Annotated in this window: 16 protein-coding genes; 8 read left to right on the top strand and 8 right to left on the bottom strand. The window is 72.4% G+C overall.

The genetic code is table 11. The features are described from left to right. The first annotated feature begins 9 nt into the window (after positions 1-9). Positions 10-2,340, top strand: coding sequence for an endopeptidase La (gene lon / locus VAB18032_RS18840; RefSeq protein WP_013734481.1), 2,331 nt, complete (start codon positions 10-12; stop codon positions 2,338-2,340). Between the two features lie 198 nt (positions 2,341-2,538). On the opposite strand, the gene VAB18032_RS18835 is transcribed toward lon, so the two are convergent. Beyond that, on the bottom strand, positions 2,539-4,239 hold the full coding sequence (locus VAB18032_RS18835) for a DEAD/DEAH box helicase (protein ID WP_013734480.1): 1,701 nt from the start codon (positions 4,237-4,239) through the stop codon (positions 2,539-2,541). A gap of 185 nt (positions 4,240-4,424) precedes the next feature. On the opposite strand from VAB18032_RS18835, the gene VAB18032_RS18830 reads away from it, so the two are divergent. Continuing rightward, entirely contained in the window at positions 4,425-5,381 is a 957-nt protein-coding gene (locus VAB18032_RS18830) for a DUF5715 family protein (protein ID WP_043721264.1), read from the top strand. 4 nt (positions 5,382-5,385) lie between these two features. After that, positions 5,386-6,996 (top strand): asparagine synthetase B family protein, encoded by a 1,611-nt coding sequence (locus VAB18032_RS18825; RefSeq protein ID WP_013734478.1) that lies wholly within the window; start codon positions 5,386-5,388, stop codon positions 6,994-6,996. Positions 6,997-7,014: 18 nt separating this feature from the next. Here the strand turns inward: VAB18032_RS18825 and VAB18032_RS32920 are convergent, their stop codons facing one another. The 5 genes from VAB18032_RS32920 to VAB18032_RS18800 all read right to left on the bottom strand — a co-directional run bounded on the left by VAB18032_RS32920 (position 7,015) and on the right by VAB18032_RS18800 (position 11,362). Further along, the gene (locus VAB18032_RS32920) at positions 7,015-7,380 is read right to left on the bottom strand and encodes a winged helix-turn-helix domain-containing protein (protein WP_013734477.1); all 366 of its coding nucleotides are present in this window, start codon (positions 7,378-7,380) and stop codon (positions 7,015-7,017) included. Then, positions 7,377-8,111, bottom strand: a complete 735-nt coding sequence (locus VAB18032_RS32915; protein WP_013734476.1) for a hypothetical protein — start codon at positions 8,109-8,111, stop codon at positions 7,377-7,379. Before VAB18032_RS32915 ends, VAB18032_RS32920 begins: the two co-directional genes overlap by 4 nt. Before the next feature lie 99 nt (positions 8,112-8,210). Further along, positions 8,211-9,422 carry an ArsB/NhaD family transporter gene (locus tag VAB18032_RS18810; protein WP_013734475.1) on the bottom strand — a complete coding sequence of 404 codons (1,212 nt, stop codon included), beginning with the start codon at positions 9,420-9,422 and terminating at the stop codon, positions 8,211-8,213. A 142-nt stretch (positions 9,423-9,564) separates the two neighbouring features. Then, positions 9,565-9,786 carry a DUF2188 domain-containing protein gene (locus tag VAB18032_RS18805; protein WP_013734474.1) on the bottom strand — a complete coding sequence of 74 codons (222 nt, stop codon included), beginning with the start codon at positions 9,784-9,786 and terminating at the stop codon, positions 9,565-9,567. Between the two features lie 118 nt (positions 9,787-9,904). Beyond that, a complete protein-coding gene (locus VAB18032_RS18800; protein ID WP_013734473.1) occupies positions 9,905-11,362 on the bottom strand; it encodes an LVIVD repeat-containing protein in 1,458 nt (485 codons plus the stop codon). A 150-nt stretch (positions 11,363-11,512) separates the two neighbouring features. On the opposite strand from VAB18032_RS18800, the gene VAB18032_RS18795 reads away from it, so the two are divergent. The 4 genes from VAB18032_RS18795 (at position 11,513) to VAB18032_RS18780 (ending at position 16,827) form a co-directional block, all read left to right on the top strand. Continuing rightward, the gene (locus VAB18032_RS18795; protein WP_013734472.1) at positions 11,513-12,718 is read left to right on the top strand and encodes a sensor histidine kinase; all 1,206 of its coding nucleotides are present in this window, start codon (positions 11,513-11,515) and stop codon (positions 12,716-12,718) included. After that, entirely contained in the window at positions 12,715-13,398 is a 684-nt protein-coding gene (locus VAB18032_RS18790; RefSeq protein WP_013734471.1) for a response regulator, read from the top strand. Before VAB18032_RS18795 ends, VAB18032_RS18790 begins: the two co-directional genes overlap by 4 nt. Before the next feature lie 131 nt (positions 13,399-13,529). Next, positions 13,530-14,330, top strand: a complete 801-nt coding sequence (locus VAB18032_RS18785; RefSeq protein WP_013734470.1) for an ABC transporter ATP-binding protein — start codon at positions 13,530-13,532, stop codon at positions 14,328-14,330. A 4-nt stretch (positions 14,331-14,334) separates the two neighbouring features. After that, on the top strand, positions 14,335-16,827 hold the full coding sequence (locus tag VAB18032_RS18780) for an ABC transporter permease (protein ID WP_043724934.1): 2,493 nt from the start codon (positions 14,335-14,337) through the stop codon (positions 16,825-16,827). Positions 16,828-16,881: 54 nt separating this feature from the next. Here the strand turns inward: VAB18032_RS18780 and VAB18032_RS18775 are convergent, their stop codons facing one another. Both VAB18032_RS18775 and VAB18032_RS18770 read right to left on the bottom strand, forming a co-directional pair. Further along, positions 16,882-18,144 carry a nucleotide sugar dehydrogenase gene (locus VAB18032_RS18775; RefSeq protein ID WP_013734468.1) on the bottom strand — a complete coding sequence of 421 codons (1,263 nt, stop codon included), beginning with the start codon at positions 18,142-18,144 and terminating at the stop codon, positions 16,882-16,884. 137 nt (positions 18,145-18,281) lie between these two features. After that, positions 18,282-19,655, bottom strand: a complete 1,374-nt coding sequence (locus VAB18032_RS18770; protein WP_013734467.1) for a serine/threonine-protein kinase — start codon at positions 19,653-19,655, stop codon at positions 18,282-18,284. A 341-nt stretch (positions 19,656-19,996) separates the two neighbouring features. Between VAB18032_RS18770 and VAB18032_RS18765 the strand changes: the two genes are divergently transcribed. After that, positions 19,997-20,626: an RNA polymerase sigma factor gene (locus VAB18032_RS18765; protein ID WP_013734466.1), complete on the top strand. Its 630-nt coding sequence runs from the start codon at positions 19,997-19,999 to the stop codon at positions 20,624-20,626.

The following is a 20,626-nucleotide window of genomic DNA, read 5'->3' as shown; positions in this document are numbered from 1 at the left end:
AGGTGTTCGATGGCAACTCTTCCGGTACTTCCACTGACCGACGCCGTACTGCTGCCCGGCATGGTCATCCCGGTGACCCTCGACCCGACCACCCAGGCCGCGGTCGACGCGGCCCGTGCCACCGGCGACCACAAGCTGCTCGCCGTGCCCCGCCTGGACGGCGAGTACGGCTCCGTCGGCGCGATCGCCACCATCGAGAAGGTCGGCCGGCTGCCCAGCGGCGAACCGGCCGCCGTGATCCGCGGCATCGCCCGTGCCCGCATCGGCTCCGGGGTGCCCGGTCCCGGCGCGGCGCTCTGGGTCGAGGCGTCCGAGATCGACGAACCCGCCCCGGCCGGTAAGGCCCGGGAACTGGCCCGCGAGTACCGCGCCCTGGTCACCTCCGTGCTCCAGCAACGCGGCGCGTGGCAGGTCATCGACGCGGTGGAGCGGATGACCGACCTCGGCGAGCTGGCCGACTCGGCCGGCTACGCGCCCTGGCTCAGCCTGACGCAGAAGACCGAACTGCTCGCCGCACCGGACGTCACCACGCGGCTGGAACTGCTCGTCGGCTGGGTGAAGGAGCACCTGGCCGAGCAGGAGGTCACCGAGCAGATCAACTCCGAGGTACGCGAAGAGCTGGAGAAGACGCAGCGGGAGTTCCTGCTGCGCCAGCAGCTTGCCGCGATCCGCAAGGAACTCGGCGAGGACGCCCCGGACGGCTCGGCCGACTACCGGGCCCGCGTCGAGACCGCCGACCTGCCCGAGAAGGTACGCGAGGCGGCGCTGCGTGAGGTCGGCAAGTTGGAGCGGGCCAGCGACGCCTCCCCCGAGGCGGGCTGGATCCGTACCTGGCTCGACACGGTGCTGGAGATGCCGTGGAGCACGCGTACCGAGGACAACACCGATCTGACCGCGGCGCGGGCGGTGCTCGACGCCGACCACGCCGGTCTGTCCGATGTGAAAGATCGCATTCTGGAATATCTGGCGGTGCGCAACCGACGGGCCGAGCGTGACCTCGGCGTGATCGGCGGTCGCGGCTCCGGCGCGGTGCTGGCCCTGGCAGGTCCGCCCGGTGTCGGCAAGACCAGCCTCGGCGAATCCGTCGCCCGGGCGCTCGGCCGCCGCTTCGTCCGGGTCTCCCTCGGCGGCATCCGCGACGAGGCGGAGATCCGCGGTCACCGGCGCACCTACGTCGGCGCGCTGCCGGGCCGGATCGTCCGGGCGCTGCGCGAGGCGGGCTCGATGAACCCGGTGGTGCTGCTCGACGAGGTCGACAAGCTCTCCGCGGGGTACGCGGGCGACCCGGCCGCCGCCCTGCTGGAGGTGCTCGACCCGGCGCAGAACCACACCTTCCGGGACCACTACCTGGAGGTCGACCTCGACCTGTCCGACGTGCTGTTCCTGGCCACCGCCAACGTGGTGGAGGCGATTCCCGGCCCGCTGCTGGACCGAATGGAACTGGTCACCCTGGACGGTTACACCGAGGACGAGAAGGTGGCCATCGCCCGGGACCACCTGCTGCCCCGGCAGCGGGAGCGGGCCGGGCTGACCGCCGACGAGGTCGACGTGGACCCCTCGGCGCTGGGCCGCATCGCGGGGGAGTACACCCGGGAGGCCGGCGTACGGCAGCTGGAACGGGCGCTTGCGAAGATCATGCGCAAGGTCGCGGTGGCGCTCACCGACGATGCGGCACCGGTCCGCGTCGACGCCGAGAACCTGGTCCGCTACCTCGGCCGGCCGAAGCACACGCCGGAGTCGGCGGAGCGTACGGCGGTGCCGGGGGTGGCCACCGGCCTGGCGGTCACCGGTGCCGGGGGAGACGTGCTGTTCATCGAGGCGACCAGCATGGAGGGTGATCCCGGACTGACCCTGACCGGTCAGCTCGGTGACGTGATGAAGGAGTCGGCGCACATCGCCCTGTCCTACCTGCGGGCCAACGGTCGCCGGCTGGGCCTGGACCCCAACGCCCTGGCCGGACGGCGGATCCACCTGCACGTGCCGGCCGGCGCGGTGCCCAAGGACGGCCCCAGCGCGGGTATCACCATGGTCACCGCCCTGGCGTCGTTGGCCAGCGGACGCCCGGTACGCCCCGAGTTCGGGATGACCGGCGAGGTGACGCTCTCCGGCCGGGTGCTGCCCATCGGCGGGGTGAAGCAGAAGCTGCTCGCCGCCCACCGGGCCGGCCTGACCGAGGTGATCATCCCGGCCCGCAACGAGCCGGACCTCGACGACCTGCCCACCGAGGTCCGGGAGGCGCTGACCGTGCACACCCTGGCCGACGTCGCCGACGTCCTCGCCCTGGCCCTGCGCCCGGCCGACGCCGACACCCTCATCACCCCCAACCTCACCCCCGCCTGAGGTGTAAGGAAGGGCACCTTGTTAACGCATTCTGCATAGCAGGGTGCCCCTGTTAACAACGGGCAAGCCACGGGCACCTGTGCCGCCACGCAAGGCGGCACAGGTGCCCGTATGTCGTTGCGCGTGGGGTGAGAAGGGTTCCCTTCTATACGCGAGGCGTTAACAAGGTGCCCTTCCTTGCACGCACCCCGACTCGCCTCAGTGGCGGTCGTCGCGGTCGCGGCGGACGGTGGCCTTGCGGCCCTTGATGGTGCTGCCGCGCAACCCGGCGATCACCTCGTCGGCGACGGCGATCGGCACCTCGACCAGGGAGAACCGGTCGGCGATCTCGATCGAGCCGATGTCGCGGCCCCGGATGCCGGTCTCCCCGGTGATCGCGCCGACCAGGTCCTGCGGGCGCACCCCGGCACGGCGGCCCAGACCGATGAAGACCTGGGTGGTGCCGTTGGCGCGGGGCCGGGCCGGGCGGCGGTCGCCGCCGCGGGCGTCGGCACCGGGCCGGGTCTCCCGGGGGGCGCGGACCGCCACCTGCGGGATCTCCTCGGCGGCCTCCTCGGCGCCGGGCAGGGTCGCCTCGTGGGCCAGCTTGACCGCGGCCAGCGCCACCTCCATCAGGTCGAACTCGTCGCTGAGCGTCTCGACGATGACCCGGAACGGATCGAGGTCGTCCTCCAGCAGGCTCTCCCGCAGCGCCGCCTGGGTCAGCTCCAGCCGGCGGGTACGCAGGTCGGCCACCGTCGGGATCTTGTCGATGGTGATCCGCTGACCGGTGACCCGCTCGATGGTCTTGAGCATCCGGTGTTCGCGCGGCTCGGCGAGGGTGATCGCCACCCCTTCCCGCCCGGCCCGGCCGACCCGGCCGATGCGGTGCACGTACGACTCCGGGGCCGACGGCACGTCGTAGTTGACCACGTGGCTGAGCTGCTCGACGTCCAGCCCTCGGGCCGCCACGTCGGTGGCGACCAGCAGGTCGGCGGTGCCACCGCGCAGCCGGCCCATCACCCGGTCGCGCTGTTCCTGGCTCATCCCGCCGTGCAGCGCCTCGGCCCGGTAGCCGCGCCCGTTCATCGTCTCGGTGAGCCGGTCGACCTCTTCCCGGCTGCGGCAGAACACGATCGCCGCGGTCGGCGACTCGACGTCCAGCACCCGGCCCAGCGCCGCCGGCTTGTGCGCCCGCGCCACCAGGTACGCGCTCTGGCGTACCCGGGGGGCCTCGCCGGCGACCGGCTGCTCCCGGGCGATGAGAATGCGGACCGGGTCGGTCAGGTGGGCGCGGGCCATCCCGTCGATGCGCGACGGCATGGTCGCCGAGAACAGCACCGTCTGCCGCTGCTCGGGGGTGTGCTCCAGGATCGCCTCGATGTCCTCGGCGAAACCCATGTCGAGCATCTCGTCGGCCTCGTCCAGCACCACCGTGGCGAGGTTGCCCAGCCGCAGTGTGCCGCGGGCGATGTGGTCCAGGGCCCGGCCCGGCGTGGCGACCACCACGTCGACCCCGTTGTCCAGGGCGCGCAACTGCCGGCCGATCGGCTGTCCGCCGTAGATCGGCAGCACCCGGGCACCCAGATCCTTGCCGTAGCGGTGGAAGGCCTCGGAGACCTGTACGGCCAGCTCCCGCGTGGGCACCAGCACCAGGGCGACCGGGTCGCCGGTGGGTCGCTCGTCGGGCATGCGTTGCAGCAGCGGAAGCGCGAACGCGGCCGTCTTGCCGGTGCCCGTGGCGGCCTGCCCGAGCAGGTCCCGACCGGCCAGCAGCGGACCGATGGCCTCCCGCTGGATCGGCGTGGGCTCCTCGTAGCCGAGCGCGGAGAGCGCGGCGAGCAGTTCGGAACGCAGGCCAAGGTCCGCGAAGGCGGGCGGCTCGGTGGACGGGTCCGGCAGTACGGGCGTGGAACTCATGGGTCAAGTTTTTCATCATGCCCCCGGGCGCATTGCGGCGACCACCGCAACACCGCCAACGACCAGCGGCGATAAGACCGGTGCGAACCCCTTCGGGGAAAATGGGAGGATTGCTCGGACTCATCCCGCAACGTGTGGTTACTGTCGGCAACAGGCGAACCCACACCGGGAGAGAGGACCCGACCATGCGAGTGCCCAGTCGAAGTCCGGGACAGCGGCCTGGTCCTCCTGCCGCACCGGCCCGGCGTCGCCCGCGTGGCCCGGCACGGCCGCCGGCCGCGGTCGGTCCCGACCTGGACGCCTACCGCGACGCCGTGGCGGAACTGCTCGTCGAGGTGGGTGCGCTCGCGTCGGCCAGCAGCACCAAGGCCCGCCAGGTGCTGATCGACCAGCGGCTGCGCGAGCCGACCATCGCCGCGGTGCTCGACGCCACGCCCCAGGGACTGATCGGCGCCCGGGAGACCCTGCTGCTGGAGATGGCCCGATACCAGCCCAACGCGCGCAGCTCGGCCGCGGACCTGACCGCCCTGGTGCGGATCTACCTGCTGTCCCGCATCGACGTGATGTGGTGGCGGGACGCGGGCACCTTCCTCACCGACACCGAGGTCCACCACAGCGTCGACCTGGTCGACCTGGACTGGCTGCGGCGTCGGGACCTGCTGCGTTTCCGCTACACCGAGCAGCCCCGCAGCCTGGTGGGACGGGGCGTACGCGCACTGCGCCGCCGGGTGCTGCCCGACGCCACTCCGCGTACCGCCGGTCTGTTGTTCCGCCGGGCGCGCCGGGAGGTGGTCGCGCTGCTCAACGACATCGGTCGCGAGTTCGCCGCGGTGACCCCGGCGGGCACCCCGCCACTGTGGGTGACCAGCCTGGTGCGCAGTGCCGAGCACCAGTACCGGCTGCGCCGCCTGGGTTACGCCGCGATGGTGCCCAGCGGACACTGCCTCGGCTGGGCGGTCGACCTGGAGATGGAGTGGTTCGGCCGGTTCGGCGTCCGGGACACCCTCGCCGGGCTCCTGTTGAACCGTCAGCGCTCCGGCGAGATCAACGTGGTCGACGAGGGTCAGGCCTGGCACGTCTGTCTGGCACCGACCGCGACCGCGCGACTGCGCCGGGCGTACGAAGCCGAGATGGGGATCTGACGCGATGTGCGGGATCGTACTCAGCCTCGGCCCGGAGACCGATCCGGTGATCTTCCGCAGGATGCTCGCCGTGCTCGCCCCCCGTGGCGAGGTCACCGAGACCCGGTACGAGGCGGGCCTGCTCGCCGGCACCCGGCGGCTGCGGGTGGTGGACCGGGACCGGGCGGTGCAGCCGTGGGTCTCCGCCGACGAACGCTGGCTGCTCTGCTACAACGGCGAGGTCTTCAACCACCACCAGCTGCGCGCGCAGCTGACCGGGCTGGGCCACCGCTTCCGCAGCGCCAGCGACACCGAGGTGGTGCTCGCCGCCTTCGCGCAGTGGGGCGAGCAGATGGTCACCCGGCTGCGCGGCGAGTACGCGTTCGCCATCGTGGAGCGGGCCACCGGCCGGGCCTACCTGGTGCGGGATCCGCTCGGGGTGAAGCCGCTGTACCTGTCGCGTACGCCTGGCTGTCTGCACCTCGCCAGCGAGGTCAAGGCGCTGGTCCGGGCGGGCGCACCGGTGGTCGAGGTGCCGCCCGGCCACCACGGTTGGATCGACGCCGACCACCAGGTTCACCTGCGACCGTACGTGGACCTGCTCTCCCTCGGTGCCGATGCGCCGATGGTGACGGATCCGGACGAGGCCGCCCTGCTCGTCCGTACCACGCTCACCGACAGCATCCAGGTGCGGCTGGACACCGACCTCACGGTGGGTGTGGTGCTCTCCGGCGGGCTGGACAGCTCCCTGGTGCTGCTGCATGCCGCGCAGCGGCACCCGGACTGCGTCGCGGTCACCGTCGGCGTGCCGGACAGCCCCGACGTGGCGTACGCGCGGCGACTGGCCGGGGAACTCGGCGTCCGGCACGAGGTGGTCGAGCTGCGACCCCGAGACATCCGGCTGGCCGACGTGCGGGAGGCGATCCGGATCTCCGAGCTGACCGAGTACGGCGACATCATCAACGCGGTGGTCTCGGTGCCCATCTTCCGACGCCTGGCCGAGTTGGGCGTCAAGGTCGTGCTCACCGGCGACGGCTCGGACGAGCTGTTCGGCGGCTACCCGATGTATCACGAGGTCGGCCCCCAGGCGGCGCGGCGGCTGTTCCTGCACAAGATCCGCAACCTCTGTCGTACGGAGTTGCAGCGCGTCGACCGCACCAGCATGGGCTTCGGGGTGGAGGCCCGGGTGCCCTTCCTCGACCTGGCTCTCGTCGAGTTGGCGATGCGCCTGCCGATCGAGTTGAAGATGCGCGAGGGGCAGGAGAAGTGGATCGTCCGGCGGGCCTTCGCCGACCTGCTGCCCGACTACATCCGGCGGCGGCCGAAGAACCCGATGTCGTACTCCTCCGGATTGCACGAGCGGGCCCGGCTGTACAAGCCGCTGTTCGCTCGGCTGCACCGCACGTTCGGCTACCACCTGTTGGAGCCGGTCCGCCGCGACTTCGACAGCGTCCTGATGAGCTGCGACAACGACCTGGACGCGGCGATCGCCGCCGGCCGGGCGCGGCGGGACTACACCGTGCTGGAACACGCCCGCGACCTGGTCGGGGCGGCCCGGTGGAACGCCGCCCCGATGGTGCGTCGGCTGGTCACTCCGCGCCGCAACCGAGGCGACGGCGCCCCCCTGCCCGGCTGACGCCCCCGTCCGCGCGTCTCAACTCTCCTCGTCGGCGACGGTGGCGGTCCGGATCCGACTGACCAGTTGCTCCAGGGCGGCCACCTCGGCGCGCAGCGCGGTGCGGCCCGCCCGGGTCAGCCGCAACCAGGTGACCGGGCGGCGTCCCTCGTAGCCCTTGGTGGCCTGGAGCAGCCCGGCCTGCTCCAGGATCCGCAGGTGCCGGTTGAGGTTGCCGTCGGTGAGGCCCAGTTCGTCGCGGAGCGTGGCGAACCGGCACTCGGTCGCCTCGCTGAGCACGGTGAGGATGCCGAGGCGTACCCGCTGGTGCACCACGTCGTCGAGGGTCGTCGCCGGGTGCGGCGACGACCCGGCGTCCGGGGCGCCGGAGGATGGCTCGGTCACCTGGGGCGGCGGGCCGTCGCCAGGTTCACGGCGGCGACGACCAGCAGGGGAAGGGCCATCAGGACAAGATAGTGGGCCGGTCGCAGCGACAGTTGGCCACCGGCACCACCACCGCCGATGAGCACGCTGGCCCAGCCGGGCAGGTGCCCGAGCGGGAACGAGATGCACAGCCAGGCGGTGAGCGCGGCGATCCAGATGCCGGCGGCGACCAGGCCACGGCTGTGTTCGGCCCGGCCCAGCACGATGACGGCCGCGGCCAGGGGGAGCAGCGGGGTCAGCAGGCCGGTCCAGTACGGGCCGGAGGCGGAGACCAGGCCGTCCGGAACCGGACCGACCGGCACCGCAGCGAGCACGGCGAGCAGCACCAGGACGCCGAGCCCGGTGACAGTGGCCGACGGCCACCCGACCCGTACGCCGTGACGGCGGGCCCGCCACGCGTACCAGAGCGCGATGACGGCGAACAGCAACGGTGTGCCGAGGAACCAGAACAGGTACGACGCCACCGGGTTGACCTGCTCGTCGGGCAGTCCCGCCCAGAACGGGTGCTTCGCGTCGATCGAGTGGGGCTGGGTCAGCGGGTGGCGGTAGAGGGCGGCGCTGGCCAGCAGCAGTACGGCGCAGCCGAGGGCGGGAAGCCACGCCCCGCCATGGGCCCGCCGGTGCGCCCGCTCGCGGAGTCGACCGAGGGCGGCGAGTGTGGTGGCCGCGTCGTCGGCGTTGCCCTGAACCATGTGTCACTCCCACCTGCTGCCATGAACTTGGTTGCGGAGAGAACTTTGCAAAGCAAAGTCTATGGGTCGGTGACGTCCGGGAACAAGACCTGGGCGGGTTCAGCCGGTGAGCAGCAGGGCGCCGACCGCCGCCAGGGTGCCGAGCACCGCCAGCACGGTGCTGGTCAGCAGGAACCGCGCCAGCGGCACCCGTACCCGCGCGGCCCGGCATCGTTCCAGCCACAGCAGGGTGGCCAGGGAGGCCCAGGGCAGGGCCAGCGGGCCGACGTTGGTGCCGACCAGCAGCGCGAGCAGGCGTTGCCGGTCGCCGGTCGGCAGCACCGCCTCGCCGGCCAGGTACGCGGGCAGGTTGTTCACCAGGTTGGCCAGCAGTGCGCCGGTGCCGCCGGCACGCAGCACCCCCGAGGTGCCCCCCTCGTCACCGGCGAGCCAGGCGACCAGGTCGTTGAGCCCGTGCACGCCGATGGTCTGGATCACCAGGAACAGCCCGGTGACGAAGACCAGCAGCCGCCAGGGCAGCAGAGCCGGGCGCAACGTGCCGGGGGAGCGGATCGCGAAGCCGAGCAGCAGCAGGCCGGTGGCGACGGCCGAGGCGAGCCCGACCGGCGCCCCGAGAAGGATCGCGGCGACGAAGATCAGACAGGCGACGAGGGCCGTGCGGTACAGCACCGCGTCGGTGGGTCGGTGCGTCGGTGGTGGCGGGAACCGGCCGCCCGGCGGTTGGTCCCGCCGCCACCAGAACCACCAGAGCAGGACGGTGGTGACCGCGATCGCCGCCAGTTGGGGCAGCCACATGACGCCCAGGTACGCCAGCGGGTCGAGCCCGATCCGTTCGCTGGCCAGCAGGTTCGTCAGGTTGGACACCGGCAGCAGCAGGCTCGCCGTGTTGGCCAGCCAGACCGTGGTCACCGCCAGCGGTGCCACCGCGGTGCGCAGCGTCACCGCCAGCGCGAGCATCACCGGGGTGAGCAGCACCGCCGTGGTGTCCAGGTTGAGCACGATGGTGGTCAGCGCGGCGAAGCCGACGCAGAGCGCGAACAGCGCGGGCCAGCGCCCTCTGGCGGCGCGGGCCATCCGGGTCGCCAGCACGTCGAAGACGCCGGCGGCGGCGGTCAGTTCGGCGAGCACCACCACCGTGCCGAGGAAGATCAGCAGGGGCAGGATCCGGGCGAGGGTGGCGGCGGCGTCGGCGCGGGGCAGCAGCCCGGTCGCGACACAGGCGGCACCGGCCAGCGCCAGCCCGACGGCGATCACGTCCAGCGGGTGCGGCCGGCGGCCAGGTGGTGTCGGGGCGTCCCCGATGGCGGTCACGGCCGGCCATCCTCGCACGCCCGCGCTGCCTCGCCGGCGGCGGAGCCGGCCGAGGTGACGGCGGCGGCACCGGGGGGACGAGAACGCCGCCGCCGGCCGGCGCCACCTGCGGTCAGGCGCCGGCCGGCGGTCTGGCTGACGGTCAGCCGGCCGGTGGGTAGGGGTCGTCCTGGTAGGTGTACTCCGTCTCGATGCGGCCGTCGGCGGTGTGCACCACGAGCTGACTGGGCTCGCTGCCGTGGGCCGCCTCGCGTCCGGCCTCGACCGCGCGGTGCTTCGTGTCGTACGTGCCGACCGTGGTGCCGCCCTGCTCGACCTTCCAGCCACCACCGTCGGGCACGACGTGATACTCGGTGCGCGTCATCTCGGCATCCCTTCCTGGTACCAGAGGTGCCGACGAGGTACCCGGGACGCGAGGGACAAAACGCGACAGTGAGCCAGGGGGATGCGCCGGGGCGGACGCCGTCCGCCCCGGCGACCTCCTACCAGCTCAGATAACTGGGCTGGGTCTGGACGTTCAGCTCACGGAACTGGACCAGCTTGGCCGTCCAGGTCCGCCAGTCGTCGAGGTCCAGCACGTCCAACCCCTTCTGGATGTCGGACGAGTAGATGTGCCCGTTGTAGTAGTAGGCCGACCAGGAGCCGCCGACGACCAGCTGGCTGTCCGACAGTGGTCCCCGCTCCCAGAAGCCGATCTCGGTGGGTCGGCGGGAGTCGGTGAAGTCCCACACCGAGATGCCGCCCTGATACCACGCCTGGACCATGATGTCCTTGCCGAGCACCGGGATCAGCGAGCCGTTGTGCGCCACGCAGTTCTCGGTGTCGCCGTTGGTCCGCGGGATCTTGTAGTAGCTGCGGAACTCCAGCTTGCGCTTGTCGCCCCGGCCGGTGAGGTCGTAGATCGCGTTGGCGCCGCGCTCCGGGCCGACGGCCTCGTTGCAGGTGGCACCGCCGCCACCGCCCAGTTCGTCGGTGAAGACGACCTTGGTGCCGCGGTTGTTGAAGGTGGCCGAGTGCCAGAAGGCGAAGTTGGTGGTGTCCCGGACCCGGTGCAGCACCCGAGGGGCCTCCCGCTTGCTGATGTCCAGCAGCACCCCGTCGCCCATGCACGCGCCCGCGGCCAGGTCCTTCTGCGGGTAGGCGGTGATGTCGTGGCAGCCGGTGGTCGCCGAGGCGCCGGTACGGCCCTCGTAGCCGCCGTCGGGGAAGAGGTTCGGGGTGGCGACCACGGCGGCGTCGGTCGGCTTCTTGAGCGGCACCTTGACGATGCTGATCGAGTCGTGCGGCGGCTGGCAGTCCGGGAAGGCGTCCTGCGGGCTGTACGAGGAGACGTACAGGTAGACCGACTTGGTGTTCTTGGCCGGCACCAGGGTGTGGGTGTGCGAGCCGCAGGCGGTCTCCACCGACTTGATGTAGCGCGGCTGCTTCTTGTTCCGGACGTCGAAGATCTTGATGCCCTCCCACGACTCCTTCACCGAGGCGGGCTGGGAGACGCTGTTGCACGAGTCGTCGCTGCGGGACGAGTCGGTCGACAGGAAGAGCAGGTCACCGTAGATGGAGATGTCGTTCTGGGCACCCGGACAGAGCACCTGCGAGACGATTTTCGGCTGGCTGGGCCGGGACACGTCGTAGATGACGAAGCCGTCGTAGTTGCCGACGAAGGCGTACCTGCCCTGGAAGGCGATGTCGGTGCCGAGGGCGTTCGTGGTGTTGAACGGCGACTGCTTCGGCAGGTTGGCGATCAGCCTGAGGTTGGGGCTGTGGGCGATCTCGTCGACGCCGAGCGGCGGCGCGGCGGCCGACGTCGAGGTGGCGGCCGCCTGCGTGACCGGCTGGGCGTTGCCGGGTGCGGCGGCGGCGATGCTGGCGAGGAGCAGTCCGGTGGCGGCGGCGCTGGCGACGCGTAACCACCGCGCCCGCGCCGGAGTCGGTATGACCATCGGCGACACCCTTCGAGAAGGAAGGACCTTTCTCGTACCATACGCCCCAGTGGAGGTCATCGATGGATATGCATCACATCGATTGCGGTGGCCCGCCACCGTGGACTGGCCCGCCGGCCGGCCCGAATTCCCTGCGTACGCTAGGTGCCGATGAGAACGACGGTCTTCGGTCATCCGCTGCGCAGCGTCGCCTTCGACATGGTCGTCGCCGCGCCGGTGATGCTTGTCAGTACAGCCGGTGCCCCGGTCCAGCCCGGTGGCTGGTGGGCCGCCGCGATCGGGGCGGCGATGGGCGCCGCCCTGCTGGCGCGTCGGGCCCGACCGGTGGCGGTGACCGCCGTCGTGGCGGTGCTGGCCTTCGTCCAGGTCGCCCTGGGCTGGGCGCCGCTGCCGTACGACCTGGCGGTGCTGATCGCGCTCTACAGCGTGGTCAAGTACGCCGACCGGCTACAGGCCGGGGTGATCGCCGGACTGGTCGCCGTCGGCGGGGCGGTGTTCGCCGCGGTCCGCACCTCCACCCCGGGCATCTGGTACTTCACCGCCATCTTCTACGCCCTGGTCATCGGCGCGGTCTGGTTGTTCGCCCTGAACGTCCGTACCCGCCGGCTGTACGTGCTCAGCCTGGAGGAGCGGGCCGCGACGCTGGAACGGGAACGGGAGGCCGAGGCCCGGGCGGCGGTGGCCGAGGAGCGCACCCGCATCGCCCGGGAACTGCACGACGTGGTGGCCCACAGCATGGCCGTCATGATCGCCCAGGCGGACGGGGCCCGGTACGTGCTCGACAGCAGCCCGGAGACCGCCCGTGAGGCGGTCCGGACCGTGGCAGACACCGGCCGCCGCGCCCTGGACGACATGCGCCGCCTGGTCGGCGTACTCCGGGAGCCGCAACCGCCCGCCGAAGCCCCGCCCGCGCCTGCCGCCGAACCGGCCCACCGGCGTCCGGTCGTGGCCGAACTGCCCGCCCTGCTGCAGCGTTTCCGCGACGCCGGGCTGCGGGTGGGATACACGGTCACCGACCTGCCCAGCCCGCTGCCACCGGCCCTCGAACTGACCCTGTACCGCCTGGTGCAGGAGGCCCTCACCAACACGCTCAAGCACGCCGGGCCGGGCGCACAGGTGCAGGTCGAGCTGGCCCACGTCGGCGGCGGCGTCACGCTGCGGGTCACCGACGACGGGCAGGGCCGCACCCCGGCCGGCCCGCCGCCGTCGGGCGGTCACGGCCTCGTCGGGATGCGCGAACGCGTGTCGGTGTACGACGGCACCCTCACCGCCGGTCCGCGGCTGGCCGGGGGCTGGCAGGTGCTGGCGCGGCTGCCGCTACCGTCGTCGCCGACAGCGGAGGTGATCGCGGCATGACCGTGCGGGTGGTGATCGTGGACGACCAGGCGTTGGTCCGCGCCGGGTTCCGGATGGTGCTCGACTCCCAGCCCGACCTGGAGGTGGTGGGCGAGGCGATCGACGGCGCCGACGCGCTGCGCCTGCTCTCCCGGGTCGAGGCGGACGTGGTGGTGATGGACATCCGGATGCCCACCATGGACGGGGTGGAGGCCACCCGCCGGCTCTGCGCCGACCGTCCCGCCGGCCCACCACGGGTGCTGGTGCTGACCACCTTCGACACCGAGGCCGACGCGTTCGCCGCGCTGCGCGCCGGGGCCAGCGGCTTCCTGCTCAAGAACGTGCCCCCGGAGGAACTGCTCGCCGCGATCCGGGTCGTCGCCCAGGGTGACTCGGTGGTCGCCCCGTCGATCACCCGACGGCTGCTCGACCGGTTCGCCGGTCAACTCGGCACCACCCCCGGCGAGGACCCCCGCCTGGCCCAGCTCACCGAGCGGGAACGGGAGATCCTGCTGCTGGTGGCGCAGGGGCTGGCCAACGCCGAGATCGCCGAACGGGTGCACGTCGCCGAGGCGACGGTGAAGACCCACGTCGGGCGGATCCTGGCCAAACTCCAGCTCCGCGACCGGGTGCAGGCGGTGGTGCTGGCGTACGAGAGCGGGCTGGTCGTGCCCGGTGCGGAGTCCGGGCGTACGACCTGAGGCGTACGGGTGTCCCCGGTCCGGGGCCACCTGGGTCGTACCCGGGTCGAGCGCGCAGGTTGATCTCCACCGGTCGTGATCTCCGTAGCGTCTGAGGACGTCAGAGATCACCGCCTGCTCGGAGAATCCACGTGTCCCTCGCACCGCCCGTCCACGTCACCGCCGGCGTCGCCGTCACCGCCCACGGCCTGCGCAAGCAGTACGGCACCGGGGAGGCCGCCGTCGTCGCCCTCGACGACGTCGACGTCACCTTCGCCGCCGGCCGGTTCACCGCCATCATGGGCCCGTCCGGCTCCGGCAAGTCGACCCTGATGCACTGCCTGGCGGGCCTGGACCGGCCCACCGCCGGCACCGTACGCATCGGCGACGCGGAGTTGGGCCGCCTCGACGACCGGCGGCTGACCCTGCTGCGCCGGGACCGGGTCGGTTTCGTGTTCCAGCGCTTCAACCTGCTGCCCGCGCTCAGCACCGAGGAGAACATCCTGCTGCCGTTGGCGATCGCCGGCCGGCGACCGGAACCCGGCTGGTTCCGCCAGGTGGTCGCCGCCGTCGGGCTGGCCGACCGGCTGCGGCACCGACCGGCCGAGTTGTCCGGTGGCCAGCAGCAGCGGGTCGCGGTGGCCCGCGCGCTGGTCACCAAGCCGTGGGTGGTCTTCGCCGACGAGCCCACCGGCAACCTCGACTCCCGGGCCGGCAACGAGGTGCTGCGGCTGCTGCGCGAGGCGGTGGACACCCTGGGACAGACGGTGGTGATGGTCACCCACGATCCGACCGCCGCCGCCCACGCCGACCGGGTGGTGTTCCTCGCCGACGGCCGGCTGGTCCGCGACCTGGCCGCACCGACCGCCGAGCGGGTCCTCGACGTGCTCGCCCACCTGGATCCCGGCGCGGACCGGGCCGGTGACGCCGTTCCGTCGCACCGGGGGCGGTGACCCGATGCTGCGTCTGACCCTGCGCTCGATGCGCGCCGACCTCGCGCGCATGCTGATGTCCACACTCGCCGTCGTCCTCGGCGTGGCCTTCATCGCCGGTACGTTGATCTTCGTCGACGGCATGCGGGCCGGTGCGTACGACCGGGCGGCCACCTTCGACCGGCACACCGACGTCGGCGTGTACCCCGATCCGGACGCCGACACCGACCCGGATCTGATCGACACCGCGCTTGTCGAGAAGGTGCGCGCGGTCGAGGGCGTCCGGGCTGCGGCGGCGGAACTGGTCGGCACCGGCGGCGTGGTGGGCGCCGACGGTCGTCCGGTGCTCGGCTTCGGGGTGCTCGTCGCCGTCCCCGCCGACCCTGCCCTCCAGTCGTACGACGTGCTGGCCGGGAGGCTGCCCGAACGGGCCGGTGAGGCGGTGCTCGACGAGCGGACCGTCGCCGACGAGGGATTCGCCCTCGGCACCGAGGTCCGCGTCGGCGGCGCCGGCGGTGCGGCCAAGCCCTACACCCTGGTCGGTGTGGTCGACGTGGCCGACACCTCGCGGGACATCGGCGGGCCGTTCATCGGGCTGTTCGGGCCCGAGGCGCTCGCCGCCACCGAGCAGTCCGGTTACCACCGGATCCTCGTCGCGGCCGAGCCGGGCGTCGCCGACGAGGCGCTCGCCGCACGGATCGCCGAGGTCACCGGCGCCGGCACGACGGTGCACACCCGGGCCGAGATCCTCGACGCCGCCGTCGACGACGCGGTACGCGACGTCAACCAGTTCAACATGGTGCTGCTCGTCTTCACCGCGGTGGCGGTGCTGGTGGCGGCGTTCGTCATCGCCAACACGTTCACCATCGTGCTGGCCCAGCGCACCCGACGGACGGCCCTGCTGCGGCTGGTCGGCGCCACCCGGGGACAGGTGTTCCGGGCGACCCTGCTGGAGTCCGCGGTGCTCGGCCTGGTCGCCTCGGCGGTCGGTGTGCTGATCGGCATCGGCATGGCCGCCGCGTTGAGCGCCCTGATGAACAGCCTGGACGTCCCGCTCAACGGCGAGTTGACGGTCACCGCCACCACGGTGCTCGGCAGCCTGGTGGTCGGCACCGCGCTCACCGTCGGCGCCGCCCTCGTACCGGCCTGGCAGGGCACCCGGGTCGCCCCGGTGGCCGCGCTGACCGACGCCGCCCTCCAGGTCACCCGGACCGCCGGCCGACTGCGCCTGATCTTCGGCGGGCTGGTCCTCGCGGCCGGCGTCGCGGCCCTGGCCGCAGCGGGCGGCACCGGGCAGATCGCGCTTGTCGCCCTCGGCGGGATGCTGAGCTTCTTCGGCATCGTGCTGTTCGGTCCGGTGCTGGTGCCGGCGCTGGTCCGGATGTTCGGCGTCGCCGCCCGACGGGCCTTCGGGATCACTGCGGCACTCGCCGTGGCCAACGCGGTCCGCAACCCCCGTCGGGTCGCCGCCACCGCCACCGCCCTGGTGATCGGGATCGGTCTGGTCTCGTCCTTCGTGGTGGGGGCCCACAGCACCAAGGCCGCCATCGAACGCAGCGTGGACGCCCAGATCGGGGTGGACTTCGTGGTCACCGGCATCGGCGGGGACCTGCCCGCCGGGGTGGTCGACGCGCTGGCCGCCCGGCCCGAACTGGGCGTGGTGCACGAGCAGCGGTCCCGGATCGTCGACGAGGGCAGGATCCGCGCGGCCGACCCGGCGCTTGTCGAGCGTCAGCTGGAGAGCGTGGTGGCCGGGCAGGCCGGCAGCTTCGGAGCGGGCCGGGTGCTGGTGCACCGGGAGCTGGCCGACGAGCGTGGCTGGTCGCCCGGTGACCGGGTCGACCTGCACGGGCACTCGTTCGAGGTGGCCGCCGTGGTCGTCGGCCCGGACGTCGGCAACGGCCCGGTGTCGCCCGGTCGCGTCGTCGAGCTGGTCGCCGCCGACTTCACCCGGCTCTTCCCCGACGAGCGTGGCTACCTGGCCGAGATCGAGCCGGCCGAGGGGGTGTCGGCGGCGGCGGCCCGGGAGGCGATCGAATCGGTGCTGGCCGACTATCCGACGGTCAACCTGATGGACCAGGCGGCGTACAAGCGGATGCTCACCAGCACCGTGGACATGCTGCTCGCGTTCGTGGTGGCGTTGCTCGGCCTGGCCGTGGTGATCGCCCTGGTGGGCGTGGCGAACACGCTGAGTCTGTCGGTGCTGGAGCGGACCCGGGAGAACGCGGTCCTGCGGGCCGTCGGCCTGACCCGAGGACGGATGCGCGCGATGCTCGCCGTCGAGGCCGTCCTCACCGCGCTGGTCGGCGCGCTGCTCGGCGTCGCCCTGGGCACCGCGGTCACCGGCTCGGCGATGGCGATGCTGGCCAGCCTCAGCGGCGGCTTCATCCTGGCCGTGCCGTGGGGGCAGCTCGGCGGCATCCTCGCCGTCGCGGTGCTGGCCGCGCTGGCCGCCTCGGTGCTGCCCGCCCGCCGCGCGCTGCGTCGACCGGTGGTGGAGGCGCTCGCGGACCTGTGACGGCGTACGCAACGGCCCCCGCCGAACCCGGCGGGGACCGTTGCGTGGTTTGCCCTAGAGGCGTTCCACGTTCGGGCCGGCGCAGCGGTTGCGGGCGTCGAAGACGTACCGGGCGTGCCGCTCGACCAGGGCGTAGTCGAACACGTCGTGGTCGGTGATCACGACCACGCAGTCGGCCTCGCGGATCTCCCGCTCGCTCAGGTCCACCGTCAGCACCCCGTCGGGCAGGTGGTTCGCTGCGGCGTACGGCTCGACCGCGCGGACCTCCGCGCCGAACTCACGCAACCGCCGCGTCACGTCGACGGCCGGGGAGTCCCGCATGTCACCGGTGTTCGGCTTGTACGCCAGCCCGAGCACCAGCAGCCGGGCGCTGCTGATCGCCTTGCCGGAGCGGTTCAGCCCGGCCATCACCCGCTGCGCGACGTGCTCGGGCATCTCGTGGTTGATGTCGTTGGCCAGCTCGATGAACCGGAACTGCCGCCCGAGCCGGCGCTTGACCTGCCAGGACAGGTAGCAGGGGTCGATCGGCAGGCAGTGCCCGCCGACCCCGGGGCCCGGCTTGAACGGCATGAAACCGAACGGCTTCGTCTCCGCCGCCTCGATCGCCTGCCACACGTCGATGTCCAACTGGTGCGAGAGCATCGTCAGCTCGTTGACCAGGGCGATGTTGACCTGGCGGAAGGTGTTCTCGATCAGCTTGGTCAGCTCGGCCACCTGGGTGGAGTCCACCGGGACGGTGCGCTCCACCAGCCGCCGGTAGAAGCCGTCGACGCGGTCCAGCGCGGCCGGGTCCATCCCGGAGACCACCTTGGGGGTGTTCTCCAGCCGCCAGGTGCGGTTGCCCGGGTCGATGCGCTCCGGGCTGTAGCCGAGATGGAAGTCGCCGGGGCTGCGCAGCCCGCTGGCCGACTCCAGCAGCGGCCGGAGCAGCTCCTCGGTGGTGCCCGGGTAGGTGGTCGACTCCAGGATGACCGTGCAGCCCGGACGCAGGTACGGCGCGATCGCCGTGCCGGCTTCCTCGACGAAGCTCAGGTCGGGAGTGCCGTCGCGCAGCGGCGTGGGCACGGTGATCACGCAGAAGTCGAAGTCCTTGGCGTCGGCGTACTCGCTGCTCGGGCGGTACCGTCCGGTCGCCGTTGCCCGACCGAGCCGGTCGGCCGGGATGTCCGCCACGAACGACTCGCCCGACGCGAGCCGCTTCACCCGATCGGTGTCGACGTCGAGTCCCACGACGTCGAAGCCCGCCTCGACGGCTCGCATGGCAAGCGGTAGGCCGACGTACCCCTGGCCGACGACGACCAGCTTCTCCACACTCATCCGGGCTCCCGAACATCAGGCGGTAATTGCTGGTAGGAGCCTAAGATGAATTATGATGCCGGGTGTCCGTTTTGGGGATTCCGAGGCTGTTGGTGTGATTGAGTCGGGCTCGTGTGGGTGAGCCGTTGTGGTGCGGGTCAGCCGGCCTCGGACTCGTCGTCGGGTGGGTCACCGCCGGGCGGTGTGGTCGTCGGGGCCGGCGGCGTGGTGGGCGCGGTCGTCGGTTCCGTGGCCGGGGTGCTGGTGCCGGGACCGGGAGCGGGACTGCTGCTGCTCGGCGCCGGTTCGGGTGACTCGGGTTCGTTCGACTCGCTGGGCGCTCCGGTGCTGGGCGAGGCCGAGGGCGACGCGGTCGCCTTGCCCGTCGAGCCGGCCGGCCGGTACGGCGGCACCCGTGCCGGCCTGCTCTCCGTCTCGTCCGACGGCTCCTCGGCCTCGACGACCGAGTCGGTGGCCGGGACGCTGCTCGGCACCTGCACCGCCGGGGTGTTGGCCTGCTGGGCCGCGCTGAGCGCCGCGCCGAGCGCGACGAGACCCACCACCACCGCGGTGAGCGCGCCGACCAGCGTGCCGCGCCCGCGGCGCGAGCCGGCCGGTACGGCCTGCGCCACCGTGTTCGCCGTGCGGGTGTCCGGCCCGGGGCCGCGTACCGCCGCCGGCACCATCGCGGTGGGCAGGGAGCTGTCCGAGACCGCGCTGCGGGCCGCCTCCGCCATCGCCGCGCCGCTGCTGAAGCGGTCCGCGGGATCCTTGGCGAGGGCACGTTCGACCAGGGCCCGCACCGCCTCCGGAATGTCGTGCGGCAGCTCCGGCGGCGGGTCGTCGAGGTGCCGTACGGCGACCTGGAGCGGGTTGTCGCCGGTGAACGGCGGGCTGCCGATGAGGCAGCAGTAGGCGACCGCACCGAGCGCGTACAGGTCGGTCGCTCCGGAGACGGGTCGACCCGCGGCCTGCTCGGGGGCCATGTAGAGGGCGGTGCCCGGCACCGCGTTCGTGCTGGTGATGCTGGTCACATTGACCGATCGGGCGACGCCGAAGTCGACGAGAACGACCGTCCCGTCCTCCTGGACCAGCAGGTTGCTCGGCTTGACGTCGCGGTGCACGATGCCGCGCTGGTGTGCGGCGTGCAGTGCCTGTGCCGCCTGGGCCACCACGGACATGGTCTCGGCGACGTCCAGGCGGCCCTCGGCCTCGATCCGCTTCGACAACGGTTGGCCGGTGACGAACTCCATCACCAGGTAGTCGGCCCGCCCGCCGCTGGCCAGGTCGTCCTCGCCGCAGTCGAAGACCTGCACGATGCCGGGGTGACGCAGCGCCGCCATCATCCGGGCCTCGGCGCGGAATCGGGCGATGAAATCGGGGTCGGACACCAGCGAGGGCAGCAGCACCTTGATCGCGACCTGCCGGCCGAGGATCAGGTCGGTGCCTCGCCAGACATCGCCCATGCCGCCGGTGGCGACGCGTTCGTCCAAGCGGTATCGACCGCTGAGTACGACCTCCGAAGACAACACGGCACCACCGTACCCATGATGAGCCTGATCGGCGCGCCGGCGGTCCGGGTGCGGGAGGCCTCCCGGACGACCGCGATGAGCGTACGGCACCCGATGATGACCATCAGTGACGAGCCACTTGCACGGTGCTCTCCGGGTCGGTTCGGCTTCTCCGGCTGGTGGTTGTGGTCGGCGGTGCTGTCGGGAACAATCCGCTTCCGGGCCACAACGGCCCGGAAGCGAGCAGGTTGACGGGGGCGGGGTGCGGGGAACGGTGCCAGCCCGGACAATCGACCCGTGCCCGGTGCGCCTGTGGTTCGGGCGACCCACGGAAGGACCGGTAGAACGGAAGCGGCAAGGCCATGTCCGGTGAACTGAGTCGGGCCGTCGAGGCGGCTCAGGCCGGCGACGAGGAGGCGTTCCGTTTCCTCTACCGCAGCCTCCAGCCCGGGCTGCTGCGCTACCTGACCGCCCTGGTCGGCGCCGACGCCGCCGAGGACGTCGCCTCGGAGACCTGGTTGCAGGTGGCGCGCGACCTGCCGAACTTCAGCGGTGGGGAGTTCCGTGCCTGGGCCGTCACCATCGCCCGGAACCGGGCCATGGATCACCTGCGGCGGCAACGCCGTCGCCCCGCGTTGCCCGTGCCGGTGCAGGAACTCAGCGAGTTGGCCGGGGACGCCGACACGGCCGAACGGGCCGGGGAGAGCATCGGCACCGAAGCCGCCCTCGCGATGATCGCCAGCCTTCCGCCCCGGGAGGCCGAGGCGGTGCTGCTGCGTGCCGTCGTCGGGCTCGACGCCGAGACCGCCGGGCGGGTCCTCGGCCGGCGGGCCGGGGCGGTGCGTACCGCCGCCCACCGCGGCCTGCGTCGGCTGGCGCTGATGCTGGGTCAGCCGACGCAGGAGTGCGACGAGCCCGCCGCCACACCGGCCACGCCGCCACTGCCGCGTACCGGTTCACAGACGCCGCATGCCGAGCCGGTGGACGGCTGA

The sequence above is a fragment of the Micromonospora maris AB-18-032 genome (assembly GCF_000204155.1).
Lineage (GTDB): Bacteria > Actinomycetota > Actinomycetes > Mycobacteriales > Micromonosporaceae > Micromonospora > Micromonospora gifhornensis.
The sequence above is the reverse complement of the archived record's forward strand: the minus strand, read 5'-3'. Positions and strand labels throughout refer to the sequence as shown.

Bases quoted from the DNA above. Each gene is read 5' to 3' on its own strand.
- VAB18032_RS18780 (WP_043724934.1), top strand. From the start codon at position 14,335: ATGCTGCGTCTGACCCTGCGCTCGATGCGCGCCGACCTCGCGCGCATG.
- VAB18032_RS18790 (WP_013734471.1), top strand. From the start codon at position 12,715: ATGACCGTGCGGGTGGTGATCGTGGACGACCAGGCGTTGGTCCGCGCC.
- VAB18032_RS18800 (WP_013734473.1), bottom strand. From the start codon at position 11,362: ATGGTCATACCGACTCCGGCGCGGGCGCGGTGGTTACGCGTCGCCAGC.
- lon (WP_013734481.1), top strand. From the start codon at position 10: ATGGCAACTCTTCCGGTACTTCCACTGACCGACGCCGTACTGCTGCCC.
- VAB18032_RS18795 (WP_013734472.1), top strand. From the start codon at position 11,513: ATGAGAACGACGGTCTTCGGTCATCCGCTGCGCAGCGTCGCCTTCGAC.
- VAB18032_RS18775 (WP_013734468.1), bottom strand. From the start codon at position 18,144: ATGAGTGTGGAGAAGCTGGTCGTCGTCGGCCAGGGGTACGTCGGCCTA.
- VAB18032_RS18835 (WP_013734480.1), bottom strand. From the start codon at position 4,239: ATGAGTTCCACGCCCGTACTGCCGGACCCGTCCACCGAGCCGCCCGCC.
- VAB18032_RS18765 (WP_013734466.1), top strand. From the start codon at position 19,997: ATGTCCGGTGAACTGAGTCGGGCCGTCGAGGCGGCTCAGGCCGGCGAC.
- VAB18032_RS18805 (WP_013734474.1), bottom strand. From the start codon at position 9,786: ATGACGCGCACCGAGTATCACGTCGTGCCCGACGGTGGTGGCTGGAAG.
- VAB18032_RS18825 (WP_013734478.1), top strand. From the start codon at position 5,386: ATGTGCGGGATCGTACTCAGCCTCGGCCCGGAGACCGATCCGGTGATC.
- VAB18032_RS18830 (WP_043721264.1), top strand. From the start codon at position 4,425: ATGCGAGTGCCCAGTCGAAGTCCGGGACAGCGGCCTGGTCCTCCTGCC.
- VAB18032_RS32915 (WP_013734476.1), bottom strand. From the start codon at position 8,111: ATGGTTCAGGGCAACGCCGACGACGCGGCCACCACACTCGCCGCCCTC.